The following is a 15,642-nucleotide window of genomic DNA, read 5'->3' as shown; positions in this document are numbered from 1 at the left end:
GGATAATTTTCAGATCGTTTTGGCAAGGTAAACACGCTCCTTAATAGTCTATTGTATTAAAAAAACTACTCAATCTCACGTGTCCACTTTTTATACTAACTCCAAAACTGATTGATAAATCTAAAAAACTGACCGATAAAACCTTAAAACTGACTGATAGAACGGGCCGATAAATCTCAAAAACAGGCCGTAAAGCCCCTCATTATCAACAAAAAAGCTCCTCACCAACGAGGAGCTTTTCCTATTTTATGAAGGTTGTTCTCCTGAGTCAGGAGATTTCTGATCTAGCCGATCTAATCGTTTCAACAATCCGATGCCGAATTCGCCTTTCATGTCTAAGTTTTCGTTATAGATACTGTTCGTTGCTTCGTAGGCGGATGATCCGTGTTCTGAGAAGTCGAGACCTGCAATTTCATCTTCTCGCGAAACTCTGATTGAACCGGTGCTAGTAATGATGAATAATGCGGCCGCAGTTGTAACAAGTGTCCATAAAATGACGCTGATGACACCGAGCGCTTGAATTCCTAGTAATTCAAAGCTACCTGTATAAAACAGTCCGCCTTCAACCGCAAATAATCCAACAGCGATTGTGCCCCATATTCCGCAAATACCGTGAACGGTAATGGCGCCGACTGGGTCATCAATTTTTAATACGCGATCGAGTAACTGGACTGCTTCGACTAAAATAATACCTGCTATTAAGCCGATGAAAATAGCGCCAATTGGTGTAACGTTTGCTGTACCAGCGGTGATTCCTACAAGCCCAGCGAGTGCACCGTTTAATGTTAGCGTGGCGTCAATTCGATTGAACTTTATGTGTGAGTATAAGGCTGATGCAACGATACCAGCTGATGCAGATAAAAGTGTCGTCGCAATCACTGATGGGATTAATGTAGGATCTGCGGCAAGGGTACTCCCTCCGTTAAATCCGAACCAACCGAACCATAAGATAAATACGCCTAAGGCTCCGATTGGAATATTATGTCCTGGGATCACGTTGACTTTAGTTTTAGCATACTTACCTATACGAGGACCAAGCACTAACACCGTTATTAGTCCACCAACTGCCCCTGTTAAATGAACAACTGATGAACCAGCAAAGTCTACGAAACCAAGTGCAGCTAACCAGCCATCACCCCAAATCCAATGTCCGACGATTGGATAAATGATTCCAGTCATGAAAATAGTAAGGATTAAGTAAGAACTTAATTTGATTCTTTCGGCAACTGCACCTGAAATAATTGTCGCACATGTTGCGGCAAACATAGCTTGAAAGACAAAGAACCCTATTTGATCGGTTTGTCCTGTGAGTAAAAACCCTGATGTGCCAATAAAACCACCAAGCGAATCACCAAACATCAGTCCGAAACCTATTAAAAAGTATAGAACAGATGCTATGGCTATGGTCATCATGTTCTTCATTAGTATGTTCAATGCATTTTTTGAACGAGTAAATCCTGTCTCAACCATCGCAAATCCAGCGTGCATAAAGAATACTAGGAAAGCGCCTAACATCATCCATACCATATCAATTGATGAAATCAATGGGGCGATCTCATTTGATGTTGCAGCAAAAGATACAGTAGGAATTAAACTTAAACCAATTATTAACGATAAAACTTTTTTAACCATTTGTATTCCCCCTTATATTAATGCTTCTTTTCCAAGTTCACCTGTACGAATGCGATATACATTTTCAACAGGTGTGACAAAAATCTTCCCATCACCCACATTACCAGTGGCACAAATGTTTAGAATGGTGTTCACTAGTAAGTCAACTTCATGGTCATCAACGACTAATTCGACTTTTACTTTTGGGTAAAGTTTAATTTCGTATCTTGTTCCTCTAAACATGCCTTCTTGCCCTTTTTGCTGCCCACACCCAGCAACTTCAGAGATTGTCATTCCTTTAACCCCTTTTTGATCAAGTGTGTCTCTAAGGTCTTGGAACTTTTCAGGTCTAATAATCGCTTCAATCTTTTTCAAAAAAATCACTCCTTTAAATTTTATTGTTAACTTTCTTAACACTAAATGTAATTATTAATTATAATATGCTTATTTTTGTGAAAAATCAACCTTTTCAACAAAAATATGTAAGGAAAGTTAACATAAATGAAAATTAATTTTATAATTGATAGGCAAAAAACAGGGGTTGAAGCAGTGAAAGTGAAGGAGGGGGGGTGCTGAAGAACCGACGAATATGGTTTAAAAAAACTGATCGGTAAATCTAGCCCAAGGTTCTAACCAACTCACAAAAAAAGCTCCTCACCTAGAGGAGCTTTACTTCTGATTCGTCATTAAATGATTCTCATAAACGACATCATACAGATCTTTATAAGAAACGTGCTCGTCTTTCAGTTGGGTAGGAGACTCTAAGCCTGCAGCGGCCGCGATGTTAAACAGGCCTTCGCGTACAGAGATCACAAAATTCGTTACCCGATAAGATTTTTCTTCTATATTAAGGGCTTTTTGTAAACTAGGGTCTGTGGTTGCAACACCTACTGGACAGTGGTTCGTGTGGCAGACCTGCGCCATGATGCAGCCAACAGTGACCATGAACGCGCGGGCAACTTGAACGAGGTCGGCACCTAATGCTAAGGCGACAGCTATTCGGTCAGGTGTGAACAGTTTGCCGGATGCAATAATTTTAACTCGGTCGCGGACGCCATGGTCCACTAGGGCTCCGTGCAAGATCGGGATCGCTGATTTGATCGGCAAGCCAACGCTGTCTGCAAGCTCTTGATAAGTAGCGCCCGTTCCGCCTTCACCGCCATCAACGGAAATAAAGTCTGGAGCGTGGCCGGTCTCAGCCATTACCCGCGCTAGTGTGTCGATGTCGCCTTGCTGGCCGACCACAATTTTAATCCCGACTGGTTTGCCGGTTACTTCACGTACACGTTCGACAAAATCGAGCATGCCATAGACGTCATCGAACTCTTTAAAACGGTTCGGACTGTCAACGGTTTGGTAAGGCGTAATGTTACGAATCGCTGCAATTTCTTCAGTGACTTTCTCGCCTTCAACGTGTCCACCACGCGTTTTAGCACCTTGAGCCAGCTTCAATTCAAACGCTTTAATTTGTTCAATCCCAGCTTTGTTTTGCAGCTGTTCCCAAGACATTTCGCCTTCTTTTGTTCTGACGCCAAATAGGCCTGGGCCAATTTGCATAATTAAATCGACATTTCCTCTTAAGTGATAATCCGACACGCCTCCTTCACCTGTGTTCATCCAGGTTCCGCCAGCTCTGCCTAGTCCTAAGGATAATGCAGTTACAGCACGGTCGCCAAGTGCGCCATAACTCATGCCAGACATTCCGATGAGTCCTTTAGCGACGAAAGGCTTCGGGCAATTTGGTCCAATAACCACTGAATGCTTTTCATCTAAAAAGTATGGATCAACTTCTTTCTTGATTCGATACTCTTTACGTGAAAAAAGGTACTCTTTTTCAATATAATAAGCATAAGTCTTAATCTTTTCTTGCTGATCGATGGCTAATTCTTCTTCTAATTTAGGAAACATCGTGTTTTTTATGTAATAACCAGGTTGATCGAAATCACGCTGCGACCCAAAGCCGACCATTCTCTTTTTATACTTTGCCGGTAACACAATGTTTTGGTAGTCTTTTCGTGAGAAAGGTTTGCCTTCGTTATCCTCTGTAAATAAATACTGTCTTAACTCAGGCCCTATACTTTCAAAAAAGTAGCGCACTCTACCTATTAATGGATAGTTTTTTAACACAGAATGACGTCTTTGATTCCGATCGATAAAATAGCCATAAAGCATAAAAACTCCTGGGATAATTAATAGTAGAAAGATAATAATTAATAAAAATAATGAAGCTAATTCTGTCATTGACTCGCCCCCTAAAAATATATATAATTCAAACGTGAAATTAAATGGAACGCTCTATATCGAATGTCCTATACACAATATACCACAAGCAGACATTTTGAATCATATGGTTCGTAGAGTGAGAGAGGTATTTATATGGATAATTTATTATTTATCTTAATGTTAATCGGAGCACTAGGAGTAAGTTCCCAGTGGCTTGCATGGCGTTTTAGAATGCCAGCCATTGTTGTGATGTCTGTTATGGGCTTACTCGCAGGTCCGATTTTAGGAATCATAAATCCGCAAGAAGATTTGGGCGGAATGTATAGCCCGCTCATTTCAATTGCCGTCGGTATTATATTATTTGAAGGAAGCCTGAATTTAGATTTTCGTGAAATAAAAGGACTTGGAAAACCAATCTTTCGTATCACAACGTTGGGTGCATTTCTTGCCTGGATTTTGGGTTCTTTAGCAGCACATTATATCGCGGACTTATCATGGGCGGTTGCCTTTGTGATTGGTGGTATTCTCATCGTGACTGGCCCAACTGTTATTTTGCCACTTTTAAGGCAGGCAAAATTAAAACCTAGACCAGCAGCTATCCTTAAATGGGAAGGTATTATCGTTGATCCGTTTGGCGCACTCGTTGCCGTGTTTGCATATGAGTTCGTTAAATTTGTAACAATGGATGCCGTCACATTTGCAACGGTTTTAGCTTTCTTAGCTGGTTCATTATTAGCTGCGGTCATTGGTGCCTTTTTCGGGTACGGAATTGGGTGGATGTTCGAAAATGGTTATGTACCAGAATTTTTGAAATCACCCGTCGTATTAGCTAGTGTTGTGATGGCTTTTGCATTAAGTGACACTATAATGCACGAAACGGGATTACTTGCCGTTACGGTCATGGGGATGACCATAGCGAATATGCATATCTCATCTATTGGCGATATGAGGCATTTTAAGGAAAATATATCAATCCTACTCATTTCGATAATTTTCATTATGCTGACAGCTTCGCTTAACCGTGAAACGCTACTATCCATTTTTGATTGGCATATTATCGTCTTTATCTTAATTATGCTTTTTGTCACAAGACCATTAAGTATATTTTTATCGACGATCAAAACGGATCTTCAATTTAAGGAAAAGTTACTCGTTGGCTGGATTGCGCCTCGCGGGATTGTCGCGCTAACTGTTTCAGGGTATTTTGCGGGTGTACTATTAGATGCAGGCTTTGAAGATGCTGAAATCCTAACCTCTCTTACATTCGGACTTGTCTTTGCAACAGTTGTGGTCCATGGGTTTTCACTTAGCTGGGTAGCAAAACATCTTAATTTATCTACAGAAAGTAAGCCGGGTGTATTAATTGTCGGGGCTAGTAAGTTTTCGGTTAATTTAGCCAAAGTTTTAGAGGATCTTAATATACCGGTATTAGTCACAGATTCATCATGGAGTCGCTTATCTCACGCAAGGAGACTTGGCGTCCCTTATGAGCATGGTGAGATTTTGTCCGAACAAACGGACTACCAAATAGACCTTACGCCTTATGAATATATGATAGGTCTTACGGAATATGACTCTTATAATACGCTAGTGAGTTCGACCTTTATGCCTGCATTTGGCAGGGAGCATTTATTCCAGTTACCACTTCAAGTCAATCAAGGAGATCATTTAGAAGATGTGAGCAAACACTTAAGTGGCCGCTTATTATTTGAAGAAAATGCTAACTGGAGCGCATTAAACGATAAAATTAATAAAGGGTTCTTGTTTAAGAGAACGGGGATTACTCAGCAATACACGTACAATCAATTCTTAAAAGATTTAGATTCTGAAAGTGTTTTATTGTTTATATTAAGAAAGTCAGGAAACCTTGATTTCTTCACACCGAATAATGAAGTAAAGCCTGAAGCGGGCGATACGGTTGTTTCGTTACAAAAACCTGTACAAAACTAGAGAATATAAGCCGCTGACATTTATAGTTAGCGGCTTATGAAGTGTTAAGCATTACTTTTTACTTATTTTTAAAAACCATCTTTCACCAATATAAGTTATAATCATAACCACAATGGCTACTAAAACAATAAGGGAATCGGCTTTGATTTTAACCCAGGTAAAGGCTATTAATATAATGGAGTCAAGTACAATGGCTCCTATAACAATGATGCGATTGAAATCAATTTGATCTTTTAACTTCGTAAGTAACCCCCAATGAATGATTAGGTCCATAATCAAATAAAGGAAGACACCTAATGAAGCAATTCTGCTTAAATCAAATAGAACGGTTAAAACCATGGCAATAACAATGGTATAAACCAACGTGTGTCTTTGAATTTTACCTGGCATGCCGAAATGGCTATGTGGAATCAAATCCATATTTGTGAGCATAGCTAGCATCCTTGAAACAGCAAATACACTAGCTATAATCCCAGAAATGGTAGCAATAATAGCTATGATGACAGTGAACCAAACACCTAAATTCCCTAAAGCTGGCTCAGCTGCTGCAGCAAGTGCATAATCCTTCTTCTCTATAATTTTATTTAAAGGTAAATTACTCGATACGGCCCACGCTAATAAAATATAAACGACTAGGCTAATCAAGATCGAAAACATAATGGCTCGTCCAACATTTTTCTTAGGTTTTACAATCTCTTCACCTTGATTCGTAATGGTAGTAAACCCTTTGAAAGATAGAACAGTCAAACCAATTGCCGCAATAAAACCTGCGATACTTGTTTCTGGTGCTTGGCTAGTACTTTCCGCAGGACTAAATGTAAAATTGACGACTACCAAACCCGCACCTGCAAAAATAAGTAATCCAATGATTTTAAGTAGCGAAACGAATGATGTAAAGGTTTGAATGAATTTATTGCCTGAAATATTGACTATAAAAGCAAAAATTAATAGACCAACACCTAAAACAGGAATCCAAAAACTATTGGAATCCACATTAATTAATTGTAAGGTATAGTTTCCAAAAGTTCTTGCAACTAAACTTTGATTAATGACCATTGAAAAAGCCATGAGTAATGCTGCAAATGCTGTTAAAGTTCCTTTACCATATTCTTTAACTAAGTACATACCGATGCCACCTGCAGAGGGGTAAGTATTACTTAGTTTTATATAAGAGTAAGCACTAAATGCAGTCACAATTCCCCCTAGAATGAAAATAAGTGGAAACCATTTTCCTCCTAGTTCGGCAACTTGACCCAATAGGGCGAAAATCCCGGCACTAATCATAACTCCTGTACCTAAACCGATGGCACCGATTAGGGTAATGCTATTTTTCTTGTATTGAGTCATTTATTCACCTCTTTTTAAATCGTTTTTATAGCTTTTCCCTAAAATTATGCAAAAAATGTGCAGATGGTGGCTTCTCATAATAAGATATGGATAAAATGACTAATATAAAGATTTCGTTTGTTCACATGTTCAATAAATTTTCTGCATAGAAACTTGATAATTCATTGATATGATATCGAGTGATATAGATAGTGGAGGTTACGATGATGAAAAAAATAATTATCTTAGTGAGTATGACGTTCTTATTGTTCTTAATTGGATGTTCTAGTTTACAAAGCGATTCATTTGAGAAGGAACTGCAAGGTGACCAATTGACACATGTTCACGGTATGGGTTATGACAAGGATGGTCAATTAAATTTCGGTACGCACGCAGGGCTTAAATATTACAAAGATGGCAAGTGGTTTGAAACCACTAAAAATATCAATGATTATATGGGTTTCAATGTAGTAGATCAAGGGTTTTATACTTCTGGGCATCCAGGTGCTCAATCTGATTTACCGAATCCTATTGGCATTCAGAGAAGTTTAGATGGTGGTAAAACATTAGAAAATGTTGGGTTTGTTGGTGAAGTAGATTTTCACTTGTTGTCCGTTGGGTATGAGAGTCATGACATTTTTTTATACAATCCTAAATCTAATTCGACTTTGGATGAAGGGTTATACTTAAGTAATTCTGAAGGTGAAGATTGGAAAAAAGTGAGCAGTTCAAGTATAGACGGTAAATACATAGATTTAGCTGTTCATCCGAATAATTCTAATTTATTAGCGGTCACATCAGTAGGAGGCGTATATTTGTCAGAGGATGGTGGACAAAGCTTCAAGTTATTAACGGAACGAAAACAAGGAATCGGGGTTTATTTTACTGAAAATACTTTATATTATTCCACATTTGATGGTTCACCATCATTGGTCAGTTATGGTCTGAAGAATCAAGAGAAAACGGTTAATAACTTGCCTGAACTAGGTAAGGATGCACCCATGGATATAAGTCAAAACCCCCAAAATCCTAATGAATTAGCGATCCATACTTACTCCAGTGGAGATGTATATTTAACAAAGGATAGTACTAAAACATGGACATTATTATCCAAGAGTGGTCGTGTTCAATAAATGATGAATAAACTTTCATTCAAGGTAGGAATGTTATTTTTCATATTTATCGTCTTAGTTGAGGTGGCATTATTTTTTATCTTATATACGAACCTAGCTAATAACCAAATTGAAGAAGTTATGGACAGTTTACTTGCTAGAGGAAATACACATCGGGATGTTCTTGAGGATCATTACAATGAGTCGACCATGGAACATGTTGGGATTATGGAGTCTGCATCTGATTTTGTTGTCGTTATCACCGATGAAAATGGACAAGTACTTGTTAATTCCAATCCAATAGAACAAGAAATAAGACAGGTGATTAATAGAGCTGTCAGGACACCGATTGACTCTGGTGGCATGATGATTGAAGATAGATGGAAAACAAAGAAGTATATTGCATCAGACAGTTTAATTGTAATTGATGGTCGAACTAAAGGGCATGTCTTAATGTTTGCAAAGACGAAAAAAGTTAAAGATATGCTTGCAGAGTTAGAGGATCAATTTAAACTGATTGGCTTAATAACATTAATCCTTACAGTTATTACGATTATCATTTTATCTAAGTTCATCACAGCTCCTTTAATCAAAATCAAAGAAGCAACAGAACAAATTGATGAAGATAATAATCAAATAGATTTAGATACAGAAAGGCAGGATGAATTAGGTAGTTTAGCAAGGACTATTACACGGCTCTCTAAAGATTTGGATCAATTAAAGGCTGAACGAAGTGAATTTTTATCTAATATTTCACATGAATTAAGAACTCCTTTAACCTATATTAAAGGGTACGCAGATATTATTAATCGTCCAAGCATAGAAACCGATGAAATCAGCAAATACAGTTCAATTATTAAAGAAGAAGCAGAACAGTTATCGATTTTGATCAAAAATTTATTCGATTTGGCCAAAGTTGATCAGAATAAGTTTGTCATCAATCAAAAATTGGTACCTTTATGTGATATTATTCAGACAGTTATACGTAGATTGAAACCAGCTTTTCTTGATAAAAAGTTGAGGGTAGAGGCTGATTGTCCCAATCACTTAGAAGCTTTTATAGACCCGCCTCGCATTCAGCAAGTGTTAATTAATATATTAGATAATGCAAAAAAACATTCCCCTGATGGAAGTAAACTAACTTTAAATGTCACTGAGTCTGAAAATTCAATTACCATTCAGATAACTGATGAAGGTGAAGGTATCCCTAAGGAAGAAATTCCGTATATTTTTAATCGTTTATATAGAGTTGAAAAATCACGTTCTAGATCAAGTGGCGGATCGGGTATTGGCTTAACAATAGCAAAGGAAATAGTAGAGTCACATGGTGGCTCAATAGAGGTTGATAGTGAACTAGGCCGTGGAACGACCGTCTTAGTTATCCTTCCGAGGAGTGTTTAAAAATGAAAAAAGTACTAATTGTGGATGACGAAATAAGAATGCTGGATTTAATTGAAGTCTATTTACAGCCACATGGTTATGAATGTATTAAGATATCTCAATCAAGAGACGGTTTAGATATTATTAAGCAAAAAGAGATAAATATTGTCATTTTAGACTTAATGATGCCTGAAATGAGTGGGTTTGAATTATGTCAAAAAATAAGATCCTTCTCAAGTGTTCCTATTATTATGTTAACTGCACGGGACCAACAGGAGGACCTTATTAAAGGTTTTAAATTAGGAGCAGACGATTATATTACAAAGCCATTTGATGAATTAGAGCTAGTTGCAAGAATGGAAGCTCTTCTTAGAAGAACACAACCCCAATCAATTGTAGAATCAAATGGTTTAATGTGGAATGAAGATACTTTTGAATTATCGTATAACAATCAAGTAATCAAATTAACTCCAAAAGAATTTAAAATGATTGGATATTTAATAAAAAATCCTGGTAAAGTCTATGAACGGGATAAACTAATAGACTTAATTTGGGGTTATGCAACGGATGTTGAGGGGAGAACCGTTGATTCACATATACGTAATATTAGAGATAAAATTAGAAAAGTAGGATTTCCAGTCGACGCTCATTTAGTAACCGTATGGGGGATTGGTTATAAGTGGGTTAATTAGTTTTCAAAAAAAGTAGCAAGAATATGATTTTCTTGCTACTCATGATAAACCTCGCTATAAAATTGATAGGTTTGATATTGAGTCTCTATAGTTGAGTGAGGCACAAACGACCAATTCATAATTGAGATCAGCTCATTATATAATTTCTGAATATGAGCTTGTTGTAAAGCCATATCAGAATGCGCTTTTTTGACGTTTGGATTTTTCATATTTAGTGACGATATATAATTTTGCTCTGACATACACTTAGCTGTATTATGGGCTTCTAACGTTACCCATTTATTTGTATAATCATTTAAAGGCTGAAAATGATGTTGAAATGTTACATCTTCATATGTGGTTAGTGGAGGGACATTCACTGATTGCTTGTTATCAGAATCTATCAACTTTAGCATGACATCAACGTGACTCATCATGATTGAAATTTGTAGTTGTAAGAGTTCTTTTAGTTTTGGAAGTGTTGTGATCGATTCATATAAAAATAACTTGTTAATAACCCCTTCATGGGCAGCTAAATGCTCTGCCATTAACCCTAGGTCAACGGACGGTAAATTTTCCAAAATGGCCACCTCTTTTTTCTTTATCTTTATGCGGCCAATAAAATTATGTTAAAAGAAGCTGATGAAATATCAGCTTCTTTTAATGGTTTATTTTATCCTTCAAACGCTCGTATTCTTCTTCTGTAATTTCACCTTTAGCAAGTCTTGATTTGAGGATTTCTAATGAATCTTGAGATTGATTAGTTTGCTTGTGATTGTCACTTGGATTTCTAAACATCCATATTAGCACAACAATGATCAATACAATTAATACAATCATGATTAAACTGAAGAAAAAACCACCAAATAGATTTCCTCCCATGTCACCATTCATCATTCCACCATTCATTAGTTTCACTCCTTTTATTATTTTACATATGGCGAGAAGACGCCTTCATAATCAACAATGGTCATCATACCACGGTCTGCATGGTTATTATCGTGACAATGAAATAGCCATTCTCCTTGGTTGCTGGCCTTAAAGTATATTTCATAGGTTTCTCCTGGTTTAACATTTATTAAATCTTTAACCATGGGATCTTTATATACTTTTCCATTTTTAGATACGACTTGAAACCGATGACCGTGTAAATGCATTGGGTGATTTAAACGACCGTTATTTCTAATCTCTACCTTAACAATGTCCCCTTCTTTTACTTTGATTGGCGGTGTGTTAGGGAATACTTGTTCATTAATTTGGAACGTCATTCCTTCACCCATCTCCATTCCCATACTTAAATCCATTTCATAATTAACATCAACGTTGTTAGGAGTATGGTTGAAAATGAGTTCTTTGTTACCAAGTGTTGACCCGTCAACCGTTTTTTCTTTTGTTAATTCACTAGGTTTAACACTTTTGTGATTTTGTTGAGGGTTCGATAGGACCGGTACATGAGAAGTGGTCCCACTTTCCGTTGATGTAAGATTTGTAATCAACCATGGTTCAGACTGATTGTTGGTAAGTTCGACATCGACCCTTTCCCCAGGTGCTACTTCTACAATATTAGTCTTGTTCTTTTCTTCTATTGTTTTGGAAGCATCATATGCGACAACACTAGCAGTTCCATTTGGAAAGGCTAATTTTTGAACTTGGTACCCCGCATTAATGACTCTGATTAATGCCTTTTCATTATTTTTAATAACGATAGGTTTTATTTCGTCTCCAGTTTTTCCATTGACTGAATACGTATCATACATCTCTTTTGTATCAGCTTCACCATCTCCACTCATACTACCCATCATCATACCAGGCATATTTGTGATACTTTCTCGGTTTCCATCTGTAGACCACTCATCTAAAATTAGGATTTGTTCATTGTCATAAGTGTTTTTTTGATCTTGATCTTCTATAACGAGTGAACCATATAGACCTTTATCTACTTGAAGAGAACTTTGTTGATGAGAGTGGTACCAATATGTTCCTGGATGCTTAGCAACAAATTGATAAGTAAATGTTTCACCAGGCTGAACGGCTTCTTGTGTTAAATCAGGTACCCCGTCCATCACATTAGGTAATATCGCGCCATGCCAATGGATTGTAACAGGGACATCTAATTCATTTTTTAAATTAACTTTTAGCACATTTCCTTCTGTTACGCGAAGTGGTTTTCCTGGTACAGTGCCGTTATAAGTCCATGCATTGATCAGTTGACCTTGTCCAAGTGACCATTCAACTTCTTTTGCAGTTAAATTATACTCAGTAAACTGACGGCCATTAAATTCCTCAGTATTATATAAATTTTCGATATTAACTTCACCATGAGAGAGTTCAGGGTTACTAGCGGATTCGTTTTCGAAAAACCAGTTATAACTACTATATCCTATAAATAAGAGCAGAATAATTATTAGAGTTCCTATTATTTTTTTCTTCATTGATTTCCCTCCTTCACTTAAGGTTATACCCAGTAAGTATGCAGATTTTGTGCATTTCAGATGAACGATTCCTAACATTGAACAATTTTTTGAATTAAGGATAAATTGTATACTTTTGGAAAAGATAAAAGTCGAAATGACTAAAGGAGGTAGAAGAATGGGAGTATTATCATCATCACCTACAAATATGGATAGTTGTATTGAGTCATGCCTAAAATGTTTAAGGGCCTGCGAAGAATGTTTTACCGCGTGTTTGCAAGATCCAGATGTCCAAGCAAGAGTGAAATGTCTTCAGTCGTTAAATGATTGTGCTGAGATTTGTGGACAAGCAGCCCAATATATGTCTCGTAACAGTTCTTTTGCGATGAATCTTTGTGGTGTATGTGCGCAAGTGTGTGATCAATGTGCAGTGGAATGCGAAAATATGCAGGATGAACATTGTAAAGAGTGTGCCCAAATATGTAGGGAATGTGCTCAGCAGTGTCGAAACATGGCAGGTTAAGAAGACTCTTAGAGGCAGGTTAAAATAACCTGTCTCTTTTTAAATACATTCGTGGTGTTTAAAAAATACATATTAAGTTAATAGGAAATAAAAAAGGAGTGAATGTGATGAGTCAAGACTTCAAACACGACCAGCATAAAAGCCATAAGCAAGAACATCATGATAGTCAAGATCATAACCATCACAACCAACAAGGCGGACATGATGATCATAGCCATCATGAAGATCATGATCACCATGCGCATCATGAACAGATGGTACAAGACTTTAAAAAGAGGTTTTATATCTCATTATTTATTACCATTCCTATATTGATTCTGTCTCCAATGATCCAAAACTTTATTGGAGTGGATTTACGCTTCAATTATGATCAGTATATTTTGTTTGGACTATCTACGTTCATATTTTTCTATGGTGGATGGCCATTTTTAACTGGTGGTATTGATGAGTTAAAAGAGAAAAATCCAGGCATGATGACACTAATTGGCCTAGCAATCGTTGTTGCATATGTATACAGCTCATTAACTGTTTACGGTTTGGAAGGACGAAATTTCTTTTGGGAGCTCGCTACTTTAATAGACATTATGTTACTTGGGCATTGGATTGAAATGCGTTCGATCATGGGAGCTTCAAATGCATTAGAAGAATTAGTAAAATTGATGCCCAATACAGCTCATAAATTAGATGAGAATAATGAAACTGAAGAGATCCCGGTATCGGAATTAGCTGTTAATGATCGTGTGCTAGTTAAGCCTGGAGAAAAAGTACCAGTTGATGGTAGGATCATCGATGGAAATACATCGATTGATGAATCTATGTTAACAGGCGAATCGGTTCCGATAGAAAAACAGAAAGAGGATGAAGTTATTGGGGGTTCGGTTAATAAAGAAGGCTCAATAACGATTGAAGTACAAAAGGTAGGTAACGATTCATATTTAACACAAGTCATTAATCTAGTGAAGGAAGCTCAGGCTTCTAAGTCAAAGGCTCAAGACTTTACCGACCGAGCAGCTAAATGGTTATTTTACATTGCCATTTCTGCTGGGCTGGTTACATTAGCTGTATGGTTAGCATTAGGTTACTCATTTGATGTGGCATTAGAACGTATGGTAACGGTGATGGTTATTACATGCCCGCATGCCTTGGGGTTAGCTTCTCCGTTAGTTGTAGCAGTATCAACAGCACTATCTGCTAAACAAGGCTTATTAATACGCAATCGAGTAAATTTTGAAAATGCTCGTCAAATAGATACGGTTGTTTTTGATAAAACAGGAACTCTAACCAAAGGGGAATTTGGCGTAACGGATGTTATTCCAAATGATACAAATGAAGACGATTTACTTAAGCTAGCAGCTAGTGTTGAATATAAGTCAGAACATCCTATTGCAAAAGGAATTGTAAATTCAGCAGAAGAGAAGAATCTTACCTTGAAAGACGTACAAGATTTCAACTCTAACACAGGTGAGGGGATAGAAGGTAAAATAGACGGTCAACACATCAAGATTGTTAGTCCTAAATATATAGAAAAGAACAACATAGATATTGACCGTGACACATTTAACCATTTATCAGAACAAGGAAAAACAGTTGTTTTTGTATTATCGAACGAGAAACTATTAGGTATGGTTGCACTTGCAGATATGATTAAGGATGAAGCTAAAGAAGCAGTACAGTTGCTAAAAGATAACGGAATTAAATCAGTTATGTTAACGGGCGATCATCAAAAAGTAGCGGATTGGGTCGCAAAAGAAATTGGTATCGAAGAAGTGCATGCAGAGGTGCTCCCTGACCATAAAGCAGAGCATATTAAAGAAATTCAAAAGAAACAAGCGAAAGTTGCAATGACTGGTGATGGAATTAATGATGCTCCTGCCCTAGCAACAGCTGACCTGGGTATTGCGATTGGAGCAGGGACGGATGTTGCTATGGAAACGGCCGATGTGGTATTAGTGCAAAGTAATCCAAAAGATGTTGTTTCATTAGTTGAATTATCTAGAAAGACTTACCGTAAAATGGTTCAAAATTTATGGTGGGCATCAGGGTACAACATCATTGCTATTCCATTAGCGGCAGGTGTTCTAGCACCAATCGGAATTGTACTAAGTCCTGCTGTTGGAGCGATGCTAATGAGTTTAAGTACGGTTATAGTTGCCATTAACGCAAAATTGTTAAAGGCATAATAAAAAAAGAGGCTGGGACAAAATATTAATTAATCTAGAAGAAGACGAATATTAGAGGAGAGATCAATCCCTAATATTCGTCTTCATTTTTTAGCTGCGTCAAAATGCTTCGCTTTCCGCAGGCACGGCTTCAACTTCCCCAAACTCGCTCCGTTCGTTTGGCGTGATTTTCAGCTCGTGCTGTTCCTGCAGGAGCATTCCTATCGAATCAGGTTTTCACCTCTTGAATTAAAAAGGGCCCTCCGTTATGATGCT

At 37.3% G+C, this 15,642-nt stretch carries 13 protein-coding genes; 6 read left to right on the top strand and 7 right to left on the bottom strand.

All coding sequences use genetic code 11. The features are described from left to right. Nucleotides 1-246 precede the first annotated feature (246 nt). The 3 genes from ACFSW4_RS00065 to ACFSW4_RS00055 all read right to left on the bottom strand — a co-directional run bounded on the left by ACFSW4_RS00065 (nt 247) and on the right by ACFSW4_RS00055 (nt 3,852). The gene (locus ACFSW4_RS00065) at nt 247-1,632 is read right to left on the bottom strand and encodes an ammonium transporter (protein ID WP_054754995.1); all 1,386 of its coding nucleotides are present in this window, start codon (nt 1,630-1,632) and stop codon (nt 247-249) included. 12 nt (nt 1,633-1,644) lie between these two features. Beyond that, nucleotides 1,645-1,986 carry a P-II family nitrogen regulator gene (locus ACFSW4_RS00060; protein WP_054754994.1) on the bottom strand — a complete coding sequence of 114 codons (342 nt, stop codon included), beginning with the start codon at nt 1,984-1,986 and terminating at the stop codon, nt 1,645-1,647. A 294-nt stretch (nt 1,987-2,280) separates the two neighbouring features. Then, on the bottom strand, nt 2,281-3,852 hold the full coding sequence (locus ACFSW4_RS00055; protein ID WP_377326647.1) for an FMN-binding glutamate synthase family protein: 1,572 nt from the start codon (nt 3,850-3,852) through the stop codon (nt 2,281-2,283). 135 nt (nt 3,853-3,987) lie between these two features. Between ACFSW4_RS00055 and ACFSW4_RS00050 the strand changes: the two genes are divergently transcribed. Continuing rightward, nucleotides 3,988-5,784, top strand: coding sequence for a cation:proton antiporter (locus ACFSW4_RS00050; protein ID WP_054754993.1), 1,797 nt, complete (start codon nt 3,988-3,990; stop codon nt 5,782-5,784). Nucleotides 5,785-5,835: 51 nt separating this feature from the next. Here the strand turns inward: ACFSW4_RS00050 and ACFSW4_RS00045 are convergent, their stop codons facing one another. Beyond that, the gene (locus ACFSW4_RS00045) at nt 5,836-7,131 is read right to left on the bottom strand and encodes an APC family permease (protein ID WP_377326645.1); all 1,296 of its coding nucleotides are present in this window, start codon (nt 7,129-7,131) and stop codon (nt 5,836-5,838) included. Between the two features lie 206 nt (nt 7,132-7,337). On the opposite strand from ACFSW4_RS00045, the gene ACFSW4_RS00040 reads away from it, so the two are divergent. From ACFSW4_RS00040 to ACFSW4_RS00030, 3 genes are read left to right on the top strand one after another with little or no spacing between them, the layout of a single operon-like run. After that, nucleotides 7,338-8,243, top strand: coding sequence for a F510_1955 family glycosylhydrolase (locus ACFSW4_RS00040; RefSeq protein WP_377326643.1), 906 nt, complete (start codon nt 7,338-7,340; stop codon nt 8,241-8,243). Next, a complete protein-coding gene (locus ACFSW4_RS00035; protein ID WP_377326641.1) occupies nt 8,244-9,623 on the top strand; it encodes a sensor histidine kinase in 1,380 nt (459 codons plus the stop codon). A 2-nt stretch (nt 9,624-9,625) separates the two neighbouring features. After that, on the top strand, nt 9,626-10,294 hold the full coding sequence (locus tag ACFSW4_RS00030; protein ID WP_377326639.1) for a response regulator transcription factor: 669 nt from the start codon (nt 9,626-9,628) through the stop codon (nt 10,292-10,294). Nucleotides 10,295-10,329: 35 nt separating this feature from the next. Here ACFSW4_RS00030 and ACFSW4_RS00025 read toward each other — a convergent pair whose 3' ends face one another. The 3 genes from ACFSW4_RS00025 to ACFSW4_RS00015 form a co-directional block, all read right to left on the bottom strand. Further along, on the bottom strand, nt 10,330-10,854 hold the full coding sequence (locus ACFSW4_RS00025; protein ID WP_377326637.1) for a hypothetical protein: 525 nt from the start codon (nt 10,852-10,854) through the stop codon (nt 10,330-10,332). 79 nt (nt 10,855-10,933) lie between these two features. Beyond that, the gene (locus ACFSW4_RS00020) at nt 10,934-11,182 is read right to left on the bottom strand and encodes an SHOCT domain-containing protein (RefSeq protein WP_054754989.1); all 249 of its coding nucleotides are present in this window, start codon (nt 11,180-11,182) and stop codon (nt 10,934-10,936) included. A 17-nt stretch (nt 11,183-11,199) separates the two neighbouring features. After that, nucleotides 11,200-12,705, bottom strand: a complete 1,506-nt coding sequence (locus tag ACFSW4_RS00015; RefSeq protein ID WP_377326635.1) for a multicopper oxidase family protein — start codon at nt 12,703-12,705, stop codon at nt 11,200-11,202. A gap of 136 nt (nt 12,706-12,841) precedes the next feature. On the opposite strand from ACFSW4_RS00015, the gene ACFSW4_RS00010 reads away from it, so the two are divergent. After that, nucleotides 12,842-13,207 carry a four-helix bundle copper-binding protein gene (locus tag ACFSW4_RS00010; RefSeq protein ID WP_369405113.1) on the top strand — a complete coding sequence of 122 codons (366 nt, stop codon included), beginning with the start codon at nt 12,842-12,844 and terminating at the stop codon, nt 13,205-13,207. Nucleotides 13,208-13,314: 107 nt separating this feature from the next. After that, nucleotides 13,315-15,387 (top strand): heavy metal translocating P-type ATPase, encoded by a 2,073-nt coding sequence (locus tag ACFSW4_RS00005; protein ID WP_377326633.1) that lies wholly within the window; start codon nt 13,315-13,317, stop codon nt 15,385-15,387. Nucleotides 15,388-15,642: the final 255 nt, after the last annotated feature.

This window comes from Piscibacillus salipiscarius (assembly GCF_042685285.1).
Taxonomy (GTDB): Bacteria; Bacillota; Bacilli; order Bacillales; family Alkalibacillaceae; genus Piscibacillus; species Piscibacillus salipiscarius.
This window is presented reverse-complemented; position numbering and strand designations above follow the sequence as displayed.

Bases quoted from the DNA above. Each gene is read 5' to 3' on its own strand.
- ACFSW4_RS00020 (WP_054754989.1), bottom strand. From the start codon at position 11,182: ATGAATGGTGGAATGATGAATGGTGACATGGGAGGAAATCTATTTGGT.
- ACFSW4_RS00040 (WP_377326643.1), top strand. From the start codon at position 7,338: ATGAAAAAAATAATTATCTTAGTGAGTATGACGTTCTTATTGTTCTTA.
- ACFSW4_RS00010 (WP_369405113.1), top strand. From the start codon at position 12,842: ATGACTAAAGGAGGTAGAAGAATGGGAGTATTATCATCATCACCTACA.
- ACFSW4_RS00045 (WP_377326645.1), bottom strand. From the start codon at position 7,131: ATGACTCAATACAAGAAAAATAGCATTACCCTAATCGGTGCCATCGGT.
- ACFSW4_RS00065 (WP_054754995.1), bottom strand. From the start codon at position 1,632: ATGGTTAAAAAAGTTTTATCGTTAATAATTGGTTTAAGTTTAATTCCT.
- ACFSW4_RS00050 (WP_054754993.1), top strand. From the start codon at position 3,988: ATGGATAATTTATTATTTATCTTAATGTTAATCGGAGCACTAGGAGTA.
- ACFSW4_RS00015 (WP_377326635.1), bottom strand. From the start codon at position 12,705: ATGAAGAAAAAAATAATAGGAACTCTAATAATTATTCTGCTCTTATTT.
- ACFSW4_RS00005 (WP_377326633.1), top strand. From the start codon at position 13,315: ATGAGTCAAGACTTCAAACACGACCAGCATAAAAGCCATAAGCAAGAA.
- ACFSW4_RS00055 (WP_377326647.1), bottom strand. From the start codon at position 3,852: ATGACAGAATTAGCTTCATTATTTTTATTAATTATTATCTTTCTACTA.
- ACFSW4_RS00030 (WP_377326639.1), top strand. From the start codon at position 9,626: ATGAAAAAAGTACTAATTGTGGATGACGAAATAAGAATGCTGGATTTA.
- ACFSW4_RS00035 (WP_377326641.1), top strand. From the start codon at position 8,244: ATGATGAATAAACTTTCATTCAAGGTAGGAATGTTATTTTTCATATTT.